The following is a 17218-nucleotide window of genomic DNA, read 5'->3' as shown; positions in this document are numbered from 1 at the left end:
GGGGGGGGGGGGGGGGGTGTGGTTCTTTTGCCCCCGCCCCCCCCCCGCCGGGGGGGGGGGCCCCCCCCCCCGCACCCCCCCCGCCCCCCCGGCCCCCCCACTACAGCTTCGCCTCCTCCCTTTCGCGCAGCGAAGGGGAGGGGCTAAAAGCAATCACTCCACCTCGTTCGGATCCGCCTTCCAATACCCGGTCGCGCGTATCCATTCCTTGGGCACCTGCAGGTGCCCCTCCACAAACTTGCGCATCATCCGCGCCCGCCGTGACTCAGTGGCAATCCAGTAGTGCGTATCACCATCCGGCTGCTCGAAATCCACCAGCGCATCCTCCAGCAAAGTACTGCTGGCAGCATCAAAGCCATTGCGCTCAAACCACGACACAGTTACCTGTGCTGAACTCTCCAGCGGCTGCCGATCACCTTCTTCCGGAATCTCGATGAACACCTCGGCTACCGCGCCTTCCGGCAGTTCTTCCAAACGCCGCGCAATCGCCGGCAGCGCCGTCTCATCACCAATCAGCACATAGCAGTCGAAGTCGTCGGCCACCACATGCGAACCACGCGGACCGGCAACCACCAACTCGTCGCCTACCTTGGCATTGGCAGCCCAAAGGGTCGCAGGGCCATCACCGTGCAAAACGAAGTCCAACACCAGCTCGCCCGCATCGGCATCGTAAAAACGCGGCGTGTAATCGCGCGCCGGTGAAGGCTGCTTGCCTTCCGGGTAGCGCGGGCCCTGCTCGGTGAGTTCCGGCAATACAAATTCGCCTTCGGCATTGGCGAAGAACAGCTTCACGTGGTCATCCGGTGAGCGGCTGTCAAAACCTTCCAGCGCATCGCCGCCTACAACAATGCGCTGCATGTTCGGGGTCAGGCGTTCCGTGTGCAATACCTGCAGCTGGCGGAAACGCGGGGTCATGCGGATCAATTGGGTTTCATGCTGTGACATGGGGGTACCTGGGGTCAGTGTCGGCAAGGCCGGGATGACCTGGCTGGATCGCTCTGGCTGGGTCGTAGTGAACAACGGTGATGTGGATCAGTCTTGCTGCGATGCCTGCTGCACCAGCGCCGTGGCTTCTGCAATCAAGCCGGCGATGCGCGCGACATCGGCGTCCTGCCAGTCGCCTTTGCGCAGCATCAGCGAGTGGGTGAACTGGTGCATGGCATCGCGCAGCGGCGCCGGCAGGCTCTCCCTGGCGATGACGCGGGAGTTGTGGCGTGCACGCATGCGTGCGGTCTCCACGTCCTCGGCACGCAGCTTGAGCTGGGACTGGCCCAGGCTGGTGATGTGGTAACGCTTGCGCCCGCCGTCTTCCTCGGCGCTTACCCAGCGCTGCTTCTCGAAGTCGGCCAGTAGCGGATAAACCGAGCCGGCGCTGGGCGTGTAGACGCGCACGAACATCTCGCTGATCTGCTGGATCAGCTCATAGCCATGGCGCGGCTGCTCGGCGATCAGCGACAGCAGCAACAGGCGCAGATCGCCACGGCCCAAGGGGCGCGGGGTGGGGGAGCGACGGGGTTCTGGGCTGGCCATTGGAGTTTTCGATATATCGAATTTGCGCAAAACGATATATCGAAAACTCTTCCGGCGCAAATGGCGTCGCTTCCCATGGGACGGTGCAGACCAGCAGGGCTTGCATTTCTCGCTGATTGCTGCAGTGCAGCATGACCCGGCTGTCACCGCCCTGACCTCTGTTGATGGCAACTTCGCCCGGTGTTTAGCGCCATTGGGCGCGTGCACAAGGGTGTGGCGCCTGTCCCTGGCTGTCCTTGCCGGTGCATGGGAGCTGTCGCCATTTGTCTTGCAGACACTGGCTCTTGGTGCTCCATACGCATGCGTAGCCAGCTTTGCTAGGTACCGGGTGCGCTAAACTCTACGGCTCAAAATAACGAAAACCGCGCGCGTGCGTGCAGTAACTGGGAGCGCTAATGAACTGGTTGAACGAGATGCTTAACAACGACACGAATCCCCTGGAAACCCAGGAGTGGATCGAGTCGTTGAAGGCCGTTATCGATGTCGAGGGCCCCGAGCGCGCGCATCAGTTGCTGGAAGGCATGGTTGAACTGACCCGTCGTTCGGGTGCGTTCCTGCCGTTCTCTCCCACCACCGAATACGTCAACACCATCGAGCCGCAGCTGGAAGCCAAGAGCCCCGGCAATGCGGAACTGGAATGGCGCATTCGTTCCATCATCCGTTGGAACGCGATGGCCACCGTGGTGCGCGCCAACCGCAAGCCGGGCGACCTGGGCGGCCACATCGCCTCGTTCGCATCGGGCGCCACGCTCTATGACGTGGGCTTCAACCACTTCTGGCGCGCGCCGAGCGACAACCACCCGGGCGACCTGCTGTTCATCCAGGGCCACAGCGCCCCGGGCATCTATGCGCGTTCCTTCCTGGAAGGCCGCATCAGCGAGCAGCAGCTGGACAAGTTCCGCATGGAAGTGGACGGCGGCGGTCTGTCGTCGTACCCGCACCCGTGGTTGATGCCGGATTACTGGCAGACCCCGACCGTGTCGATGGGCCTGGGCCCGCTGGCTGCAATCTACCAGGCGCAGTTCCTGCGTTACCTGGAAAACCGTGGCCTGATCGAGAAGAGCGACCGCAAGGTGTGGTGCTTCATCGGCGACGGCGAGTCGGACGAGCCGGAAACCCTGGGCGCGATCGCGTTGGCTGGCCGCGAAGGCCTGGACAACCTGATCTTCGTCGTCAACTGCAACCTGCAGCGCCTTGATGGCCCGGTGCGCGGCAACGGCAAGATCATCCAGGAGCTGGAAGGCGTGTTCCGTGGCGGCGGCTGGAACGTGATCAAGCTGTTGTGGGGCGGTTACTGGGATGCCCTGCTGGCCAAGGACACCAATGGCGTCCTGAAGAAGCTGATGATGGAAACCGTCGACGGCGAATACCAGAACTGCAAGGCCTTCGGCGGCGCGTATACGCGCGAGCATTTCTTCGGCAAGTACCCGGAAACCGCAGCCATGGTTGCCGGTCTGTCCGACGACGACATCTGGCGCTTGAACCGTGGCGGCCACGACCCGCACAAGGTGTACGCCGCCTACCACCAGGCCGTGAACACCAAGGGCATGCCGACCGTGATCCTGGCCAAGACGGTCAAGGGCTACGGCATGGGCAGCGCTGGCGAAGCGCTCAACCCCACCCACCAGACCAAGAAGCTGGACGACGAATCGGTCCGCCATTTCCGCGACCGCTTCAACATTCCGGTTACCGACGAACAGCTCAAGGACGGCCAGGTGCCGTTCTACCACCCGGGCCCGGATTCGCCGGAAATGAAGTACCTGCAGGAGCGTCGTGCAGCGCTGGGCGGCTACCTGCCGCAGCGTCGCCAGAAGGCCGACAAGTCCTTCGTCGCACCGAAGCTGGAAAGCTACGAGCGCCTGCTCAAGGAATCCGGCGAGCGCACCTATTCCACCACCATGGCCTTCGTGCAGACGCTGAACATCAGCCTGCGTGACAAGGAGCTGGGCCCGCGCATCGTGCCGATCGTGGCCGACGAAGCGCGTACCTTTGGTATGGAAGGCCTGTTCCGCCAGATCGGCATCTACGCGCCGTACGGCCAGAAGTACAAGCCGGTCGATGCCGACCAGCTCATGTACTACCGCGAAGACCAGGGCGGCCAGGTGCTGCAGCAGGGCATCAGCGAGCCGGGTGCCATGTCCTCGTGGATGGCGGCCGGTACCAGCTACTCGGTCAGCAATGTGCCGATGCTGCCGTTCTACATCTACTACTCGATGTTCGGCTTCCAGCGCATTGGCGACATCGCCTGGCAGGCAGCGGACATGCGTACCCGCGGCTTCCTGCTCGGCGGCACCGCCGGCCGTACCACGCTCAACGGCGAAGGCCTGCAGCACGAAGATGGCTTCAGCCACATCGTCGCTGGCGGCATCCCGAACGTGCGCAGCTACGACCCGACCTTCGGTTTCGAAGTCACCGTCATCCTCCAGCACGGCACCAAGGCCATGATGGAAGACCAGGTGGATGAGTACTACTACATCACCCTGATGAACGAGAACTACGCCCACCCGGCCATGCCGGCAGGCGCAGCCGAAGGCATCATCAAGGGCATGTACCTGCTCACCGACGCCGGCAAGCCGAAGAAGGGCGAGCTGCGCGTGCAGCTGCTGGGCAGCGGCACCATCCTGCGCGAAGCCATTGCAGCGGCCGAACTACTGGACAAGGATTTCGGCGTCACCGCCGACATCTGGAGCTGCCCGAGCTTCAACGAACTGCGTCGCGACGGTTTCGACGCCGAGCGCTGGAACCGCCTGCACCCGGAAGCCGAACCGCGCAAGCCGTACGTCACCGAGCTGCTGGAAGGCCGCCAGGGCCCGGTCATCGCTGCAACCGACTACGTGCGCGCCTACACCGACCAGATCCGCGCCTTCGTGCCGGCCACCTACTCGATCCTGGGCACCGATGGCTTCGGCCGTTCGGATACGCGTGCGAACCTGCGTCGCTTCTTCGAGGTTGACCGTTATTACATCGCGCATGCGGCCATTGCGGCGCTGGCTAAGGACGGGAAGATGACGGCTAAGGATGTTGCACGGGCGATCAAGCAGTATGGGATTGATCCGGAGAAGGCTAATCCTGTTGGGGTTTGATTTTTTGGTATGACAACAGCAAAAGGGCGGCCGAATGGCCGCTCTTTTGCTATGTTAAGTCTGCGTGATTTTTTGGCTGCGATCCAGTATGGATATTGGAGGGAGCATGGGGCTTTTGTTTGAAGTCGTCGATGGATACAAAAAGACCGAGAGGTATGTCGATGAAGTTCGTATGGGGGCGGATACGAATAAAGCGGCACTCGGTTTTTTGCAAGCAAGCGTCTATAGGCAGTTCGCACAGAAGGATGGCTTATATGTACTTCTTGAGATAAGCGGTGGCGCTCCGGTCTACGCCGGGCATCTGTTATTTGATCGAAGGTTCCCCCGTGCACATGTTCGCCAAATGTTCGTTCTGGAAAAGTACAGAAAATTTAAATGTGCGACGACCTTACTAAATAAGTTGAAGGCATCGCTTATTGATGATGGATTTATTTCCGTGTACGCCAGAGTCGCAGAGGATCTAACTGCTGCTAATGCATTCTGGGAGGCACAGTCGTTCTATGTCCAACGTGCCGAGAGGGGCGGGAGGACGACAAACAGGCAAATTAAAGTTCTGGTGCACGAGCTCGAAACGCCACAGTTGTTTCCCCCCAGTGGCGTATCAAGAGACAATCCGCTGGGACTAAAGGTGCCAATAGCGGAAGATCTGCCGGTTTTTCTTCTCGATCTAAACGTTCTATTTGATATCAATCCGCGACGCTACCGCAGGGATGAGGCAATAGCTTTGTTTCAAGCGGAGAAGATGAGTGTTTGCAGGCTGGCTATAAGCACGGAAATTCGTGCCGAACTTTCTCGTTCTGCTTACAGTGAGCGGCGTACAGATCCCATGGCGGCGTATCTAGATATATTTCCTTGTTACCCGGTTTCTCCAGATGAAGTAGCCGGAGACTTGATGGATGCCCTCGGGAAGACTATTTTTCCCGCCAACGCTGAGTTGGGGCTAAACGCCAATCAGATCTCGGATCTTAGGCATGTGGTTACCTCTATTGTCAATAAATTGGCCGGGTTGATAACCAATGATGTGGCTATTCTGTCGGCCGCTAGAGATATTGAGAGGCAATACGGAGTCTCGGTGTTATCTCCAGCGGCGTTTCAATTGCGTAAGGATGTAGTTGATTCAAGTGAGGTATACGCGGATCGATCTGGCGTGGCGCTCTCTTTTCTACAGGTTTCTCGAGCACAAGAAAGCCAAGTTGTAGAGTTTTTGAGTAGGGTGGGAGTTAGTGGGTCAGCGATTGCGTCAGGCTGGTTACCTCCTGACGTCACAGGGAGAATTGCCTGTAAGTTCGCAGTTTGGGAAGAAAGTCGGTGCGTTGGTTATGTTGCCTGGCCTGTTTGGTCTCATTCGGGTGTCAATATTGTTCGTGCTGCAGCAGACGAGGCACATGATTCGGCTATCGACGTAGCGCGAGCGTTGTTGATGCAGGTTGTCGAGAGAATCTCATCTGTAGGTCCGCGGCAAATAAGATTGGATTTGCCGCAGCGACAATCTAGCCTTAGGGAGGTGGCGAATGGGCTTGGGTTTCGGTCCGCTGGGCAAGATTCTTCTCTTATTAAATCGACATTGGGTACATTTGTTACTGAGTCGAATTGGGGCAGTACGCGCGTATCTCTAGAAGGGGCTGGTGGTCCGCGTCTTCCGGAGTGTCCTCCAGTTTTTCGGGGCATTGACCAGATCCTAGAGTTGCACTCTCCAAATGGAAATAAGGTCAATTTGACAATTGACCAGATTGAGACGCTTTTGTCGCCAGCAATATTCTATCTACCGGGACGAGCGGGCGTTGTTGTGCCGGTGCGGAGGGATTTTTCGGAAGAGCTTCTTGGCCATTCTGAGCAATTGTCTTTATTGCCCTCCAGCTCATCCTCGTTGTTCAATAGCAAGGTATTCTTTAGTGATCCTAAGGCTGTCAAGTATTTGAAACCCGGAATTTTGGCCTTCTTCTATGAATCACAGCGGCGTAAGGGGCGATCAGCAATCGTTGCGGTCGGTCGAGTTCGCCAGGCGTACTTAAAAAAGTGCGATAATATGACCGACTCTGATTTCAAGCCATCTGCACTCGATCCAGCAAAGGTGCGAGCTATCGGAGTTGCAGAGAATAAGACGGTTATGGTTTTTGATAATATTTTTCCTCTTCCAAAATTTGTGTCATTGGAGTTTATGAAAGGTATTGGTTGCGGTCGGCCTAATGACGTTATAACAACGCGACCTCTTAATGCTAAGCAGGTAAGGGAGATCGTTGTCGAGGCATTCGGGCATGATTGAGGCTGGCCACATCCTGGTGTCACTGGAAGCGAGACACGCAGATAATATTTTTTCCGGCCGGAAGCTCGTAGAACTCCGGCGCAGAAAGATGAACGTGGCGGCCGGCGACACGATGTGGATTTACGTTAAGATGCCTGTCGGCTCTATTCAGGGAAGTGCAAACATTACTTCCGTTCGTAGCGCTTCGCCGACGCAGTTATGGAGGCGATATGGCGAAGTGTCCGGGTTAAGTAAGCGCGAATTTTTTGATTATTTTGAAGGCGTTGAGCTGGGTGTAGCTCTCGAGTTAGTAAGGCCGCTTCGGCTAAAGAAGTCTATTTCGCTTGATCACATTAGAGCTTTAAGTTCGGGATTCTGTCCGCCGCAGTTCTTTGTTCACTTGCATAGTGGGCATCCTGTAAGAAGGGCGGTTGCAGAATCGGGAAAGCTATCGCCAAAGTGAGCTAGAAGAGTAGATCGCATTTTGCGCTACTTTGCGAGCGTTTGAGTTGGCGTTGTGATTGGGTTGATGGACCCGACTCGAAGTGGTTGGCGTGCGATCAAGTGACCGATTGCAAGAAGCGGTGTATTCTGGTGGCGCTGATGTCAGCGTAGGGGCGCGACGTGGGGGAATACGCTACGCAATTGCTGCGACTCTGGGATGCCTATGCCCTGGAGGCGAAGGTGGTTGCCTTCTTAATTGCTTTAGTCCTTGCTGGGATGAAAATATTCGCAAAGAAGCTAAGTTATTTAGCTTATCAATTTGCGTTCAGACGATATAGAGACTTCATCTCCTTCGAGCAACTGGAGGTGCGCGCGGCATTGAGGGGGTATGTAATGCATGAGTTTATGTCAATTGACCCCTCAGCGAAAATGGATATGGCCGATGCGCTCGCAGTCAAGAAGTCAGATTTATTTAAGGCACTTGACCGCTTTTTGTCCGAGCTCGGGCAGCAAAAATTCCTGTTCATTTTTGCAGACTGTGGCATGGGAAAGACTACGTTTCTAATCAACTACTTTCATAGGCGAATGGGGTGGTTGGGTCGCCGAGGCTTCCAGTTATTACTGATTTCATTATCAAAGCCTGGTTATGAAGTCGATATAAGTGCGGTCCCCATTTCTGATCGAAAACGAACTGTTGTCCTTATGGATGCTTTCGATGAGGATGCATTGGTTCTTGAAGGGGTGGAAAAGAGGCTCGCCCAGCTTATTCAGATGACCTCCTCATTTAGAGCGGTCGTGATAACCTGTAGGAGTCAGTTCTTCTCCTCTGATTCGGAAATCCCCCTTGCCACGGGCGCACTGCGCACAGGGGCAACACCTGCGGGGATGTCAAAGGAGTATGAATTCGAGCGGTTCTACATCGCTCCATTTGATCAGCGGAAGATCAGGCAGTATCTGCGGAGGGCAATGCCCGGCCCGTTCGCTATTTTAAGAAGGAGGAGAGCTGCACGCCTTGTCGATAGAGTTCCTTCGCTATCTATGCGGCCAATGCTACTGGCGCATCTCGCAGATGTTCTGGAGATCTCGAATCGATCTGAGCAAATGTCACTCGCTGATATTTACCAGGCGATTGTGTCTGCCTGGGCTAAAAGGGAGAGCCATTGGCTAGTACCACTTGATCTGCTTAACTTTTCTCAGCGCCTTGCGCTCAATTTGTTTGATGAGCGACATTCTCGCGGTGGCGAATTCTGCAGTCGCGACGAAGTAATTGCTCTGGCTAGAGAGTGGAAGATTGATATTAGATCAGATTTGCTGACAGGGCGATCGCTGCTGAATAGATTGGATGACGGGAGATGTAAATTTGCTCATCGTTCGATATTGGAGTATTTCGTAGCTGAGGGGATTATCGCTGGGACGTCCCCTCGAAAGCTTGATATTACTGATCAGATAATAGGCTTTATGTTTGATAGGCTTAATATTGATCAATCGGGTCTCATTGGTCGTTTGGGGTCTAGATCAACAATTGAAGTGGTGAGCGCGGAGAATCGTTTAGGTTATTCGACAAATTTTAGCTTGCTTCATTTGTCAGATGAAGTAATGGACCCGGGATCCATCTGTCGAGCGGAGGTTGTTGATGCCCTTGGTAGGCCGTCATTGCTCGGCGAGCATCTGCAGGCAATGACCGACCTAGCCGATCCTCATGCCAAGCTTATTGATATCCGTATCTCTCTCTCGGGTGAATCTCGTGAGGGTGGGGTGGATGCTTTTCTTTCGGTTTGGTCTAGCCGGGAAGCTGTTCTGAGCCAGGTGTTGTTGACGGGAAGATTGGCTCGCGGACTATCTATGGGAAGTTGGTCTTCAAGGCGAACTCAGCATCTTGTTGGCAAGTTCCGTAGTCGCGGCGTAGGCAGCGCCGAGTTTCATGCAGCTACATTCTGTGATGGCTCTACTGATTTCCTTGGGGTCGATTCCGCAAATTATTGCAGTGTGATATCAGCTGGTTTCGATGGGGAACATGGTTGTGCGCATTTTAAATTCATAGCTGGATTTACTGAGCGAGGTCCCTTGGCGCCATTCGGGATATTAAAGGGGGGTAGTCGTGCTTTATTTGGTGGGAAAAAGTTTGCGATTATAAAGGCGCGAGGATTTGCGCAGGAGGATGCTTCCTTCCCTGTGCGGGACATTTTCCATGAAAAGGCAGTTGTGGCGCCTGCAGAGAGGTGGGGTAGTGGGGGAGGGAAACGTCAGCGATGACGAACATGGTCTGGTTAATTGGAAAGTTTGGGTCAGAGTCAGGTTAATTCCTCTCTGGCTCCTGTCGGCTGCGGCCGGCCAAATCTCAGCGAACGATTGTGTCAGATTTGTGGGCAGGTCAAAGATCGCTTATGTGGAAATAGGCGGCAGAGTCGCTTAAATTCTCAGCTGATATAGCAAAGCTAACCGGCCAGGACTGAAGCGATAGGGTGCGCGTCAACCCGCCCGCTAGGGCGGGTTATGTAACAGAGAAATGGGATCAGAGTCGATTTGGCTTAGTCGCCAATAGTATTGATTCCCATCTCTACCGTACATTTCCTATTGGATTAGTTGGGTATCAAGTGGCTTTTTGAACGAACGCAGCACGATGCTGTTCAAGAAAAGGCGTTTGTTCGGGTCTGAAGCCATCAAGCTTCTTCTGCGGATCAATGCCCCATCGATCCAGTACGTCCAGAGAAAGTGACCGGTGAAAGCGCATGCGTCCGTCGTCTTCGAACGTCATCAGGTGGTCGTCAAACAGCGCGTCGACATGCGGTGACAGCAAGATGCCATTGTGACCATTGAGGCGCTCGATGTTGCTGGACGCGCGCCATGGCTTGATGTGACTCGCAATGAGTACCCGGCTATCTTCCACGCCGGTTACGCGGCAAGCGGACTCCAACAACATCACGCGTTTTCGGTACAAGCCTTGGCCTACGCGTGCTTTGGCTAGGTGCAGGCGCTGCGTCTCAAGCACGTTTGGATCGTGCTCGATCACGTGCAAGTCCTCCAGTAGCTCCGGTGCAGGCACTTGCTCAATGGCGGGATGATGGAGCCAAGGTCTCGGGTCGATCTTTAGAAGTGCAAGCAAAATATGGCCCAACGCATCGCTGATCGCGGCCAGGTAGCAGCCTTGATTGCCGTGCCCAGTAGTTTTCTGGATGGGGGAATGCTTATCTGGCAGCAATGGGGCTATTTGCTGCAGGTGATCGACAGGTCGCAAAGGCTGGCCCACCTGCTCGAAGTGCACGTCGACTAGCCAGCCAATATCCGACCAGTTGTCGCCTACGTTGCCAAATTCCTCGGGCTTTGGGGCCGGTACCGCAGCAGCCGTGACAGTGCCGACATATGCGATGTACCCCGAACCGTATGAAAACACGGTGTCGCCAACCTTTACGTGGCGCATGTTTTCGTAGCTCTGATTGAATGCGCCATTGGCGTTACGGTACGGAGACCACAAATAGCCTCCGCGGACCTCGTGAGTACGCGTCTGCTTGTGATTAACCCACCAGAAGCTCATCGATCTGCCTCAATGCAGCAGATGAAGTTGGTCGGCTGGAAAGCAGTAAAGATCGCATTAGCCATTCAGATTTCCCCCCTTTCGGAGGATGGTAGGCGAGCGGCACCAAATCTTCCATCTCAGCCAGTGGGACTGGCCCAGGGCAACCTCGCTGCTCTTTGGTCAGCGGGAGTGAGAAATGGAGAGGGAGAAGGGATTTGCTGTCTTGGAGTACTTGTATCGTGATGCAGGCAACTGGAAGACGCATGGCGCGGTGTTACTGAGCGGCAAGGTACGGGATGCCGGAGCGGCGATTGGTTCCTGTTTGGAGCAGGGGGAGTTTTTCGTGCCGGAGCAGGTTTTGCTGCCAGCACTGTATCCGCAGCACTGGCGCGATCATGAAGATGGTCCTAACGATCTGGACCATGCCTTTCATGAGTTCGCGGGGCTACGGGATGCTCGGGAAGAGGACTTACAGTCGCTGTCGCCGTGTGGATCGCTCGTCCAGCTGGTCTCGTTGTTCGTAGCGGCGCAGGGGAGGTGGGACGTGCGTTGCTCGCGCTACGTCGACTGAAGCAAAGCCGGTTTCCCGGCCTATCGTAAGAGTCGCCCGTAATCGTTTACATGCCTCATCCAATCCTCCGCAAACCCCGTAACCCCAACCGAATTCGGTACGATACGCGCGGGGACAACGCGGTGCCGGGGGATCAGCGGCAGCGTTGCGAGTTCTTGTTTGGCATCCGTCGTTCCGCATGAGGTGGGCGGCGCGCCTTCGCCTGCCCTTTAAGTCGAACACCCAATGATCGCCACCCTCCTAGTCGGCATGCTCTGCGTTTACCTGCTGAGCTTCAGCTTGATGTTCCAACTCATCAGTCGTCGCCTTCAGGACGAGAAGATGGGTATGGATGTCTTTGCGGCGGCCAACCTGATGCTGGGTGGGGCCTACGTGCTGCAGCTGCTGGAAGGGCCGCCGGGCTGGAGTTGGATCAGCATGGTCAACCACACGCTTACGCTGTGCTCCTTGCTGGGGTACTGCGTGGGCGGGGCGCGCTTCTTTGGCCTTGCTACGCCGTTGGCCAGGCCGCTGTTGTACCTGGCGGTGGGCTACAGCCTCCTGCAGATTTTGGTGAACTGGGCGGTGGGTCCGGTGGCGCGTTATGCATTGCTGGCCGGCACCTGTGCGGTGTGGTTTGTCAGCATGGTGGCGGTGCTGCTGTACGGCGTGCGCAGCTTCGCCAAGGACCTGCGCGGCGAGGTGTTGCTGTTTGCCGGTTTGATCAGCGGCATCTGCGTGCTGAACGTCATCAAGCTCAGCAAGCTGCTGTCCGGCGGCTTCGAGGCGCTGAACATGGATGGCCAGTTCTCGATGATCTTCTATGTCTATATGTGCTCGCTGGCGACCATCCTGCCGCCGTCGATCGTCTGGCTGGTGCTGCGCCGACTGACCGACAAACTGCGGTTCATGGCGGCGCGCGATCCGCTGACGAAGCTGCTGAACCGTCGTGGCTTGGGCACGGAGCTGAGTTCCTACTTCCGACGCCCCGGCACTTCAGCGCGCTTGCTGTTGGTCGATGTCGACCACTTCAAGAACATCAACGATACCTATGGCCATCAGGTAGGCGATGCCGTGCTGTGCGGCGTTGCCGATGCCTTGCGCGCCTCGGTGCGCAAGGGCGACCTGGTCTGCAGGCTGGGCGGCGAAGAGTTCGCGGCCATCTGCATTGGCGCCGACGACGCGCCGGCCCTGCGCGTGGCCGAGCGTGTACGCAGCAGCATCGAGCAGGCGGTGATGCTGCAGGGCGCGCGCTACGAGGGGCTGCGTTGCACGGTGACCATCGGCGTCTCGGACAGCTTTGCCAGCGCGGCAGGTTTGAGCCACGCCATGCAGCAAGCAGATGCGGCGCTGTACCGCGGCAAGAACACCGGCCGCAACCGCGTGGAGCAAAACCGGGGTCAGAGTCGGGTTAATGCAATGCTGGATACGGTTCACTAGCTGTCTGTGCCCGGGTCGGATTGCTGGCATTCTTGGGCGATGCTGCATCAAGCAGTGGCAACTGAACTTCGAGGAGAGGGCATGCGATCCCGGTTTGGGCCTGCGTTGAACTGGCAAGTGTTTGCCGGGCGAGCTGACGGGCGCTCGGTCATCGAACGCCTTCCTATCTGCTTTCCCTATTTGCTTTGCGGCCGAACAGATCCGGGTTGCGCTGCAGCCTTGCTGCGTCGGTGTCTACGCTGGATAGACGGGGTGCCGATGCTCCTGCTGCTGGTGTTCTTGCTGCCGGCGACGGCCGCGGCGCAGGTGGAGAGTCTACCCGTCCGCATCCTCATCAGTTACCAGCATATGGGCTGGGACATGATCGAGGAGAACTTCGTGTTTGAGCGGCTGGCCGGCAAGCAGGCTTACACCTTGCAGGGCAGCTACGAGGACCGCAATGGTGGTCGCAAAAGCCTGCGCCGTGATGTTGATGCCGCGGCAGTGGCGGCCTTGGTTGACGCGATTCGCGAGCCGGCCTGGGATCGGGGGCGTGGCGTTCGTGGTGTTGCCGCGCACTATCGTCGTGGTGAGCTGATCCCCAGCGGAGACTGGGAGAGCTTTCCGTCGAACGGCTGCAGCAAAGCAACGCAGCGGCTGGTCGGCGCCCAGTACGTCAAGAACCAAGGCGTGCAGACGCTGGTGGATGACCTGTATAGCGATGGCATCAGCTGGACCGATGACTATCCGTTTGCAGTCATTCAACTGATCTTGGCCGATGGGCGACGGCAGGTGCTGCACTCCGAATCGCAGAAGGCGCTGATGCTGCCTTGGCGCTTGGGCGAGCCCAATAGCAGAAGGGATTCGGCACCTGAGAACTGGTCCAATCCCATCAGTGAGCATTTGAGGGCGTTGTTGCCGGCCAATAGCTTCCTGCATGCGCGCCTTGATGGTATGGAGGCGATGGCTCAGAAAATTGGCTATCGGGTGCAGCATGCGGTTGGGCTTCAGTGCAGCGCAGATCTCGCTAAGCGCCAAGCCAGGGAATAGGGCGTCGGCTTCAAGGCAGCAGGGCTATCCAGGAACCTGACTCTGACCCCGGTTTTCACCTATGCTCCGCCTACCAGCGGGGGCTGGATAGCCAAGGAGGGGGCGATATGCGGTTTTGGTTGGCGCTTGTTTTGTACGTAGTGTCGGCGGGAGTACGGGCTGGCGATTCCATCGATATCACGCCGTTCGTGCAGCAGGATGTCTACGAGTGGGTGAAGATCTCGCCCGACGGCAAGCACTTTGCGGTGACCAAACCGCTGGAAGACCGCACCGCGCTGCTGATCCTGCGGCGCGAGGACAATGCGTTCACTGCCAAGATCATGGGCGGACCGGATTCGGTGGTTGACGATTTCTGGTGGGCCAATGACGAGCGGGTGGTGGTGTCGCTATCGAGCAAGCAGGGCTCGCGTGATGAGCCGGTGGCGATTGGCGAACTGTATGCGGTGAATGTGGACGGCAAGTACAGCATGTTGCTGGCCAGCCCTTACGGCGTGCGCACGCAGCCCGGGTTGGTCACGGAAATGCGTAATACCTTCGAGCAGTCTGTCTACATGCTCGATCCGCTGGCGGGCGATCCACGCAATGTGTTGGTGTCGGCGGTGCCGGTAGCTAGCGATCCTGTCGTTCGTATCGAGAAGCTCGATATCTACAGTCGCAACCGCGTGCGGATTGCCGAGGTGCCGGTACAGCGTGCCAGCTTTGTGTCCGATCAGGCCGGTGAGGTGCGCTTTGCGGTGGGTGCCAAGGCCGACAACATCTCCAAGCTGTTCTACCGCGAGGCGCGTGGGCAGGATTGGCGTTTGATCAACGACGCCGGTAGCAGCGGGCACCGTCGTTTCCCGCTTGGCTTCAGTGCCGATGGCAAGCTCGCCTATCTGCAGGTTGAGCATGCCAGTGGGCCGGACAGCATCGTGTCCTGGGACCCGGCCAGCGGCCAGGAAGTGACACTGCTGCGTGATCCGCTGGTTGATCCGTATCAGGTCCTTTATGACATGGACGGCAAGACGCCTATCGGCGTGTCGTTCATGAACGAACGTATCAGCAACCGCTTCTTTGATGAAGCTGCGCGTACGCCGCGTTTCTACCGCAGTCTCGAAAAGGTATTCGGCACCGACGCGGTGCGCATGACCTCAGCCACCAGCGATGGCCGCTATGCGCTGTTGTTCGTATGGAGTGACCGCAACAATGGTGACTACTTCCTGTTCGACACGCAGGAGCGCAAGGCTGATCGCATGTTCAGCCGCCGCGAGTGGTTTGAGCCGCAGCAGGTTCCGCCCTCACGCTACGTCAGCTTTCGTGCACGCGATGGCATGCAGCTGCATGGCTATCTGACCGAGCCGCTGAAGCCTGCGAGCGGACCGAGGCCGATGGTGCTGCTGCCGCACGGCGGTCCATTCAGTGTGTTCGACCAATGGCGATTCGATGACGATGCACAGCTGTTGGCGGCTGCAGGCTACGCGGTACTGCGGGTCAATTACCGTGGCTCGGGCAACTACGGCCGTGCGTATACCGATGCGGGTAGCCGCGAATGGGGCGGGCGCATGCAGGACGACCTTGCCGATGCCACGCGCTGGGCAATTGCTGAAGGCGTGGCCGACCGCGAGCGGATCTGTATCTACGGCGCCAGCTACGGCGGCTACGCGGCCTTGATGGGCGCGGCGCGAGATCCCGACCTTTACCGCTGCGCCGCCGGCTATGTAGGCGTCTATGACCTTGAACTGATGCATCGCAATGCCTCAAACCGCAGTAGTTCGGGCCGAACCTGGGCTGGTCAATGGTTGGGTGATCGCGCCGACCTTGGGGCGCTATCGCCGGTGAACCTGGCCGATCGCATCAAGGCACCGGTGTTCCTGGCAGCCGGCGGCAAGGATGAGCGCGCACCCATCGAGCACAGCAAACGCATGGAGCGGGCGCTAAAGAGCGCTGGCGTGCCTGTGGAAACCCTGTACTACCCGAACGAAGGCCACGGCTTCTATACCGAGGCGCACCGACGTGAGTATTACGCACGGTTGCTGTCGTTCGTCGGGCAGCACTTGGGCGGAGCGACCGCGGCGAAGTAAGGGCGAAGGTTGTACGGAGCAACGGTAGCGCTGCGTGGATGGGCGCACAGGCGCTGATATCAACGCCGTAATGCCGACTGTATTGATTCCCTGCGCCACTGTCATTTGCCTTTGCGGAAATGCTGGAGCGGATCTAAAACCGCTTCCGGCAGCCCAGGAAATCTGACTCCGATCCTAGGTTTGCACGATAGAATCTCACCCCCGGGAAAGTCCAGTTCAAGTTATCCAGCCTAAGTACGCTGGGTTGCTGGGGTGTCTTTCCCTCATCTAATCCTTGTCGAAACGGAAGTCGAGTAAATGCAGATTCGTTTGTTGTTGCTGGCCCTGGCGGGTTTTACCTGCGCGGACGCCTACGCCGTAGAAGATGTTCCCGTGCAGCAGTCTGCCGCAACGGTCGATCGGCCCGCGCGCATCCGTCTGTTCGGGCAGAACGGCGTTGGGCTGACCATGTATACCAATGCACGGTGCAAGGACGAGTATGACGAGGAGGTTGAGGCCTCTGGTTCGCTGGGGCATAACTTCAGGGCGCTGGTCGGAAAGAAGAAGGAAAATGAATCTCTCGGTATTCCGGAAACCGAGAGCACGCGCAATCTGGCGTCTCGCGACAAGCTATGGGCTAGCCCGTATTACGCGGAGCATCCGTTGGTGCCTGGCCAGCCCGTATTGTTGCAGGCGAACATCGCCAATGGCTCTGGGTGGAGTTGCAACCGTGGTCGCGGCATCAACACCACCTTTGTCCCGGAGCCGGGTGTGGATTACGAGGGCGACATGATCCGTGACTTCGCTGGGAGGCAGTGCGGTATCGCAATCCGGCGGGTAGCGCAGGACGGGAGCGTTACCGATGTCCAGGGTGGGACGATAGCTTCCAAGTGCACGGCCGAGCCGGTGCATACGCCATCGTTGATGGTGATGTTGATGGATCCCGATAATCTGCAGTACCGGCTCGCCGAAGAGGACGCAGGCATCGATGAGTTGGATAACGATGAGGACAGCATCGAGGACTTGGAGGAGATGATCGCAGAAGCGCCTATCGCCCCGGGTATGCCTGTTTGCATCGTCGCTGGCGAAGAGACGAATACCAGTGAGTTCGGCAAGAAGCTTCCCGCGCTACTGGCGTCGCGCGGCGTCCAAGCGCAGGTGGTCCGGGTGGATGCCAAAGCGCTTGCGGCCGAGTGGAAGCTGACCGAGCAGCGGCCGCTGAGCTTTGCACTGGCTGAGTATTACTGTCGCTCTGTTACTGGGCTGCGCTGACGGGCGATCGTTGGGCGGGTTGGGCGAGCGCTTTGATGAGTGCCCGGATCGACTTCCGGGCGGGTCGATTGCTGG

General features: G+C 57.7%; 11 protein-coding genes. 8 read left to right on the top strand and 3 right to left on the bottom strand.

Going from position 1 to position 17218, the window contains the following annotated elements; all coding sequences use genetic code 11:
* Window positions 1–153 precede the first annotated feature (153 nt).
* On the bottom strand, window positions 154–945 hold the full coding sequence (locus ACVOMB_RS13975) for a siderophore-interacting protein (protein ID WP_481531731.1): 792 nt from the start codon (window positions 943–945) through the stop codon (window positions 154–156).
* A gap of 87 nt (window positions 946–1032) precedes the next feature.
* Window positions 1033–1530, bottom strand: a complete 498-nt coding sequence (locus ACVOMB_RS13970) for a PadR family transcriptional regulator (RefSeq protein ID WP_481531730.1) — start codon at window positions 1528–1530, stop codon at window positions 1033–1035.
* A 395-nt stretch (window positions 1531–1925) separates the two neighbouring features.
* Between ACVOMB_RS13970 and aceE the strand changes: the two genes are divergently transcribed.
* The 3 genes from aceE (at window position 1926) to ACVOMB_RS13955 (ending at window position 9552) form a co-directional block, all read left to right on the top strand.
* Window positions 1926–4613 carry a pyruvate dehydrogenase (acetyl-transferring), homodimeric type gene (gene aceE, locus ACVOMB_RS13965; protein ID WP_481531729.1) on the top strand — a complete coding sequence of 896 codons (2688 nt, stop codon included), beginning with the start codon at window positions 1926–1928 and terminating at the stop codon, window positions 4611–4613.
* Window positions 4614–4719: 106 nt separating this feature from the next.
* Entirely contained in the window at window positions 4720–6876 is a 2157-nt protein-coding gene (locus ACVOMB_RS13960) for a GNAT family N-acetyltransferase (RefSeq protein ID WP_481531728.1), read from the top strand.
* 603 nt (window positions 6877–7479) lie between these two features.
* Window positions 7480–9552: an NACHT domain-containing protein gene (locus ACVOMB_RS13955; protein ID WP_481531727.1), complete on the top strand. Its 2073-nt coding sequence runs from the start codon at window positions 7480–7482 to the stop codon at window positions 9550–9552.
* Between the two features lie 337 nt (window positions 9553–9889).
* On the opposite strand, the gene ACVOMB_RS13950 is transcribed toward ACVOMB_RS13955, so the two are convergent.
* Window positions 9890–10831, bottom strand: a complete 942-nt coding sequence (locus ACVOMB_RS13950; RefSeq protein ID WP_481531726.1) for an HNH endonuclease — start codon at window positions 10829–10831, stop codon at window positions 9890–9892.
* A gap of 178 nt (window positions 10832–11009) precedes the next feature.
* Between ACVOMB_RS13950 and ACVOMB_RS13945 the strand changes: the two genes are divergently transcribed.
* From ACVOMB_RS13945 to ACVOMB_RS13925, 5 genes are all read left to right on the top strand, one after another.
* The gene (locus ACVOMB_RS13945; RefSeq protein WP_481531725.1) at window positions 11010–11384 is read left to right on the top strand and encodes a hypothetical protein; all 375 of its coding nucleotides are present in this window, start codon (window positions 11010–11012) and stop codon (window positions 11382–11384) included.
* 225 nt (window positions 11385–11609) lie between these two features.
* Window positions 11610–12803: a GGDEF domain-containing protein gene (locus ACVOMB_RS13940; RefSeq protein ID WP_481531724.1), complete on the top strand. Its 1194-nt coding sequence runs from the start codon at window positions 11610–11612 to the stop codon at window positions 12801–12803.
* A gap of 54 nt (window positions 12804–12857) precedes the next feature.
* Complete coding sequence (locus ACVOMB_RS13935) at window positions 12858–13832, top strand: hypothetical protein (protein ID WP_481531723.1); 975 nt, start codon at window positions 12858–12860, stop codon at window positions 13830–13832.
* 107 nt (window positions 13833–13939) lie between these two features.
* Window positions 13940–15892, top strand: coding sequence for an alpha/beta hydrolase family protein (locus ACVOMB_RS13930; protein ID WP_481531722.1), 1953 nt, complete (start codon window positions 13940–13942; stop codon window positions 15890–15892).
* A gap of 297 nt (window positions 15893–16189) precedes the next feature.
* Window positions 16190–17143 carry a hypothetical protein gene (locus tag ACVOMB_RS13925; protein WP_481531721.1) on the top strand — a complete coding sequence of 318 codons (954 nt, stop codon included), beginning with the start codon at window positions 16190–16192 and terminating at the stop codon, window positions 17141–17143.
* The last annotated feature ends 75 nt before the right edge of the window (window positions 17144–17218 follow it).

Source organism: Stenotrophomonas sp. STEN018, assembly GCF_056760235.1.
This window is presented reverse-complemented; position numbering and strand designations above follow the sequence as displayed.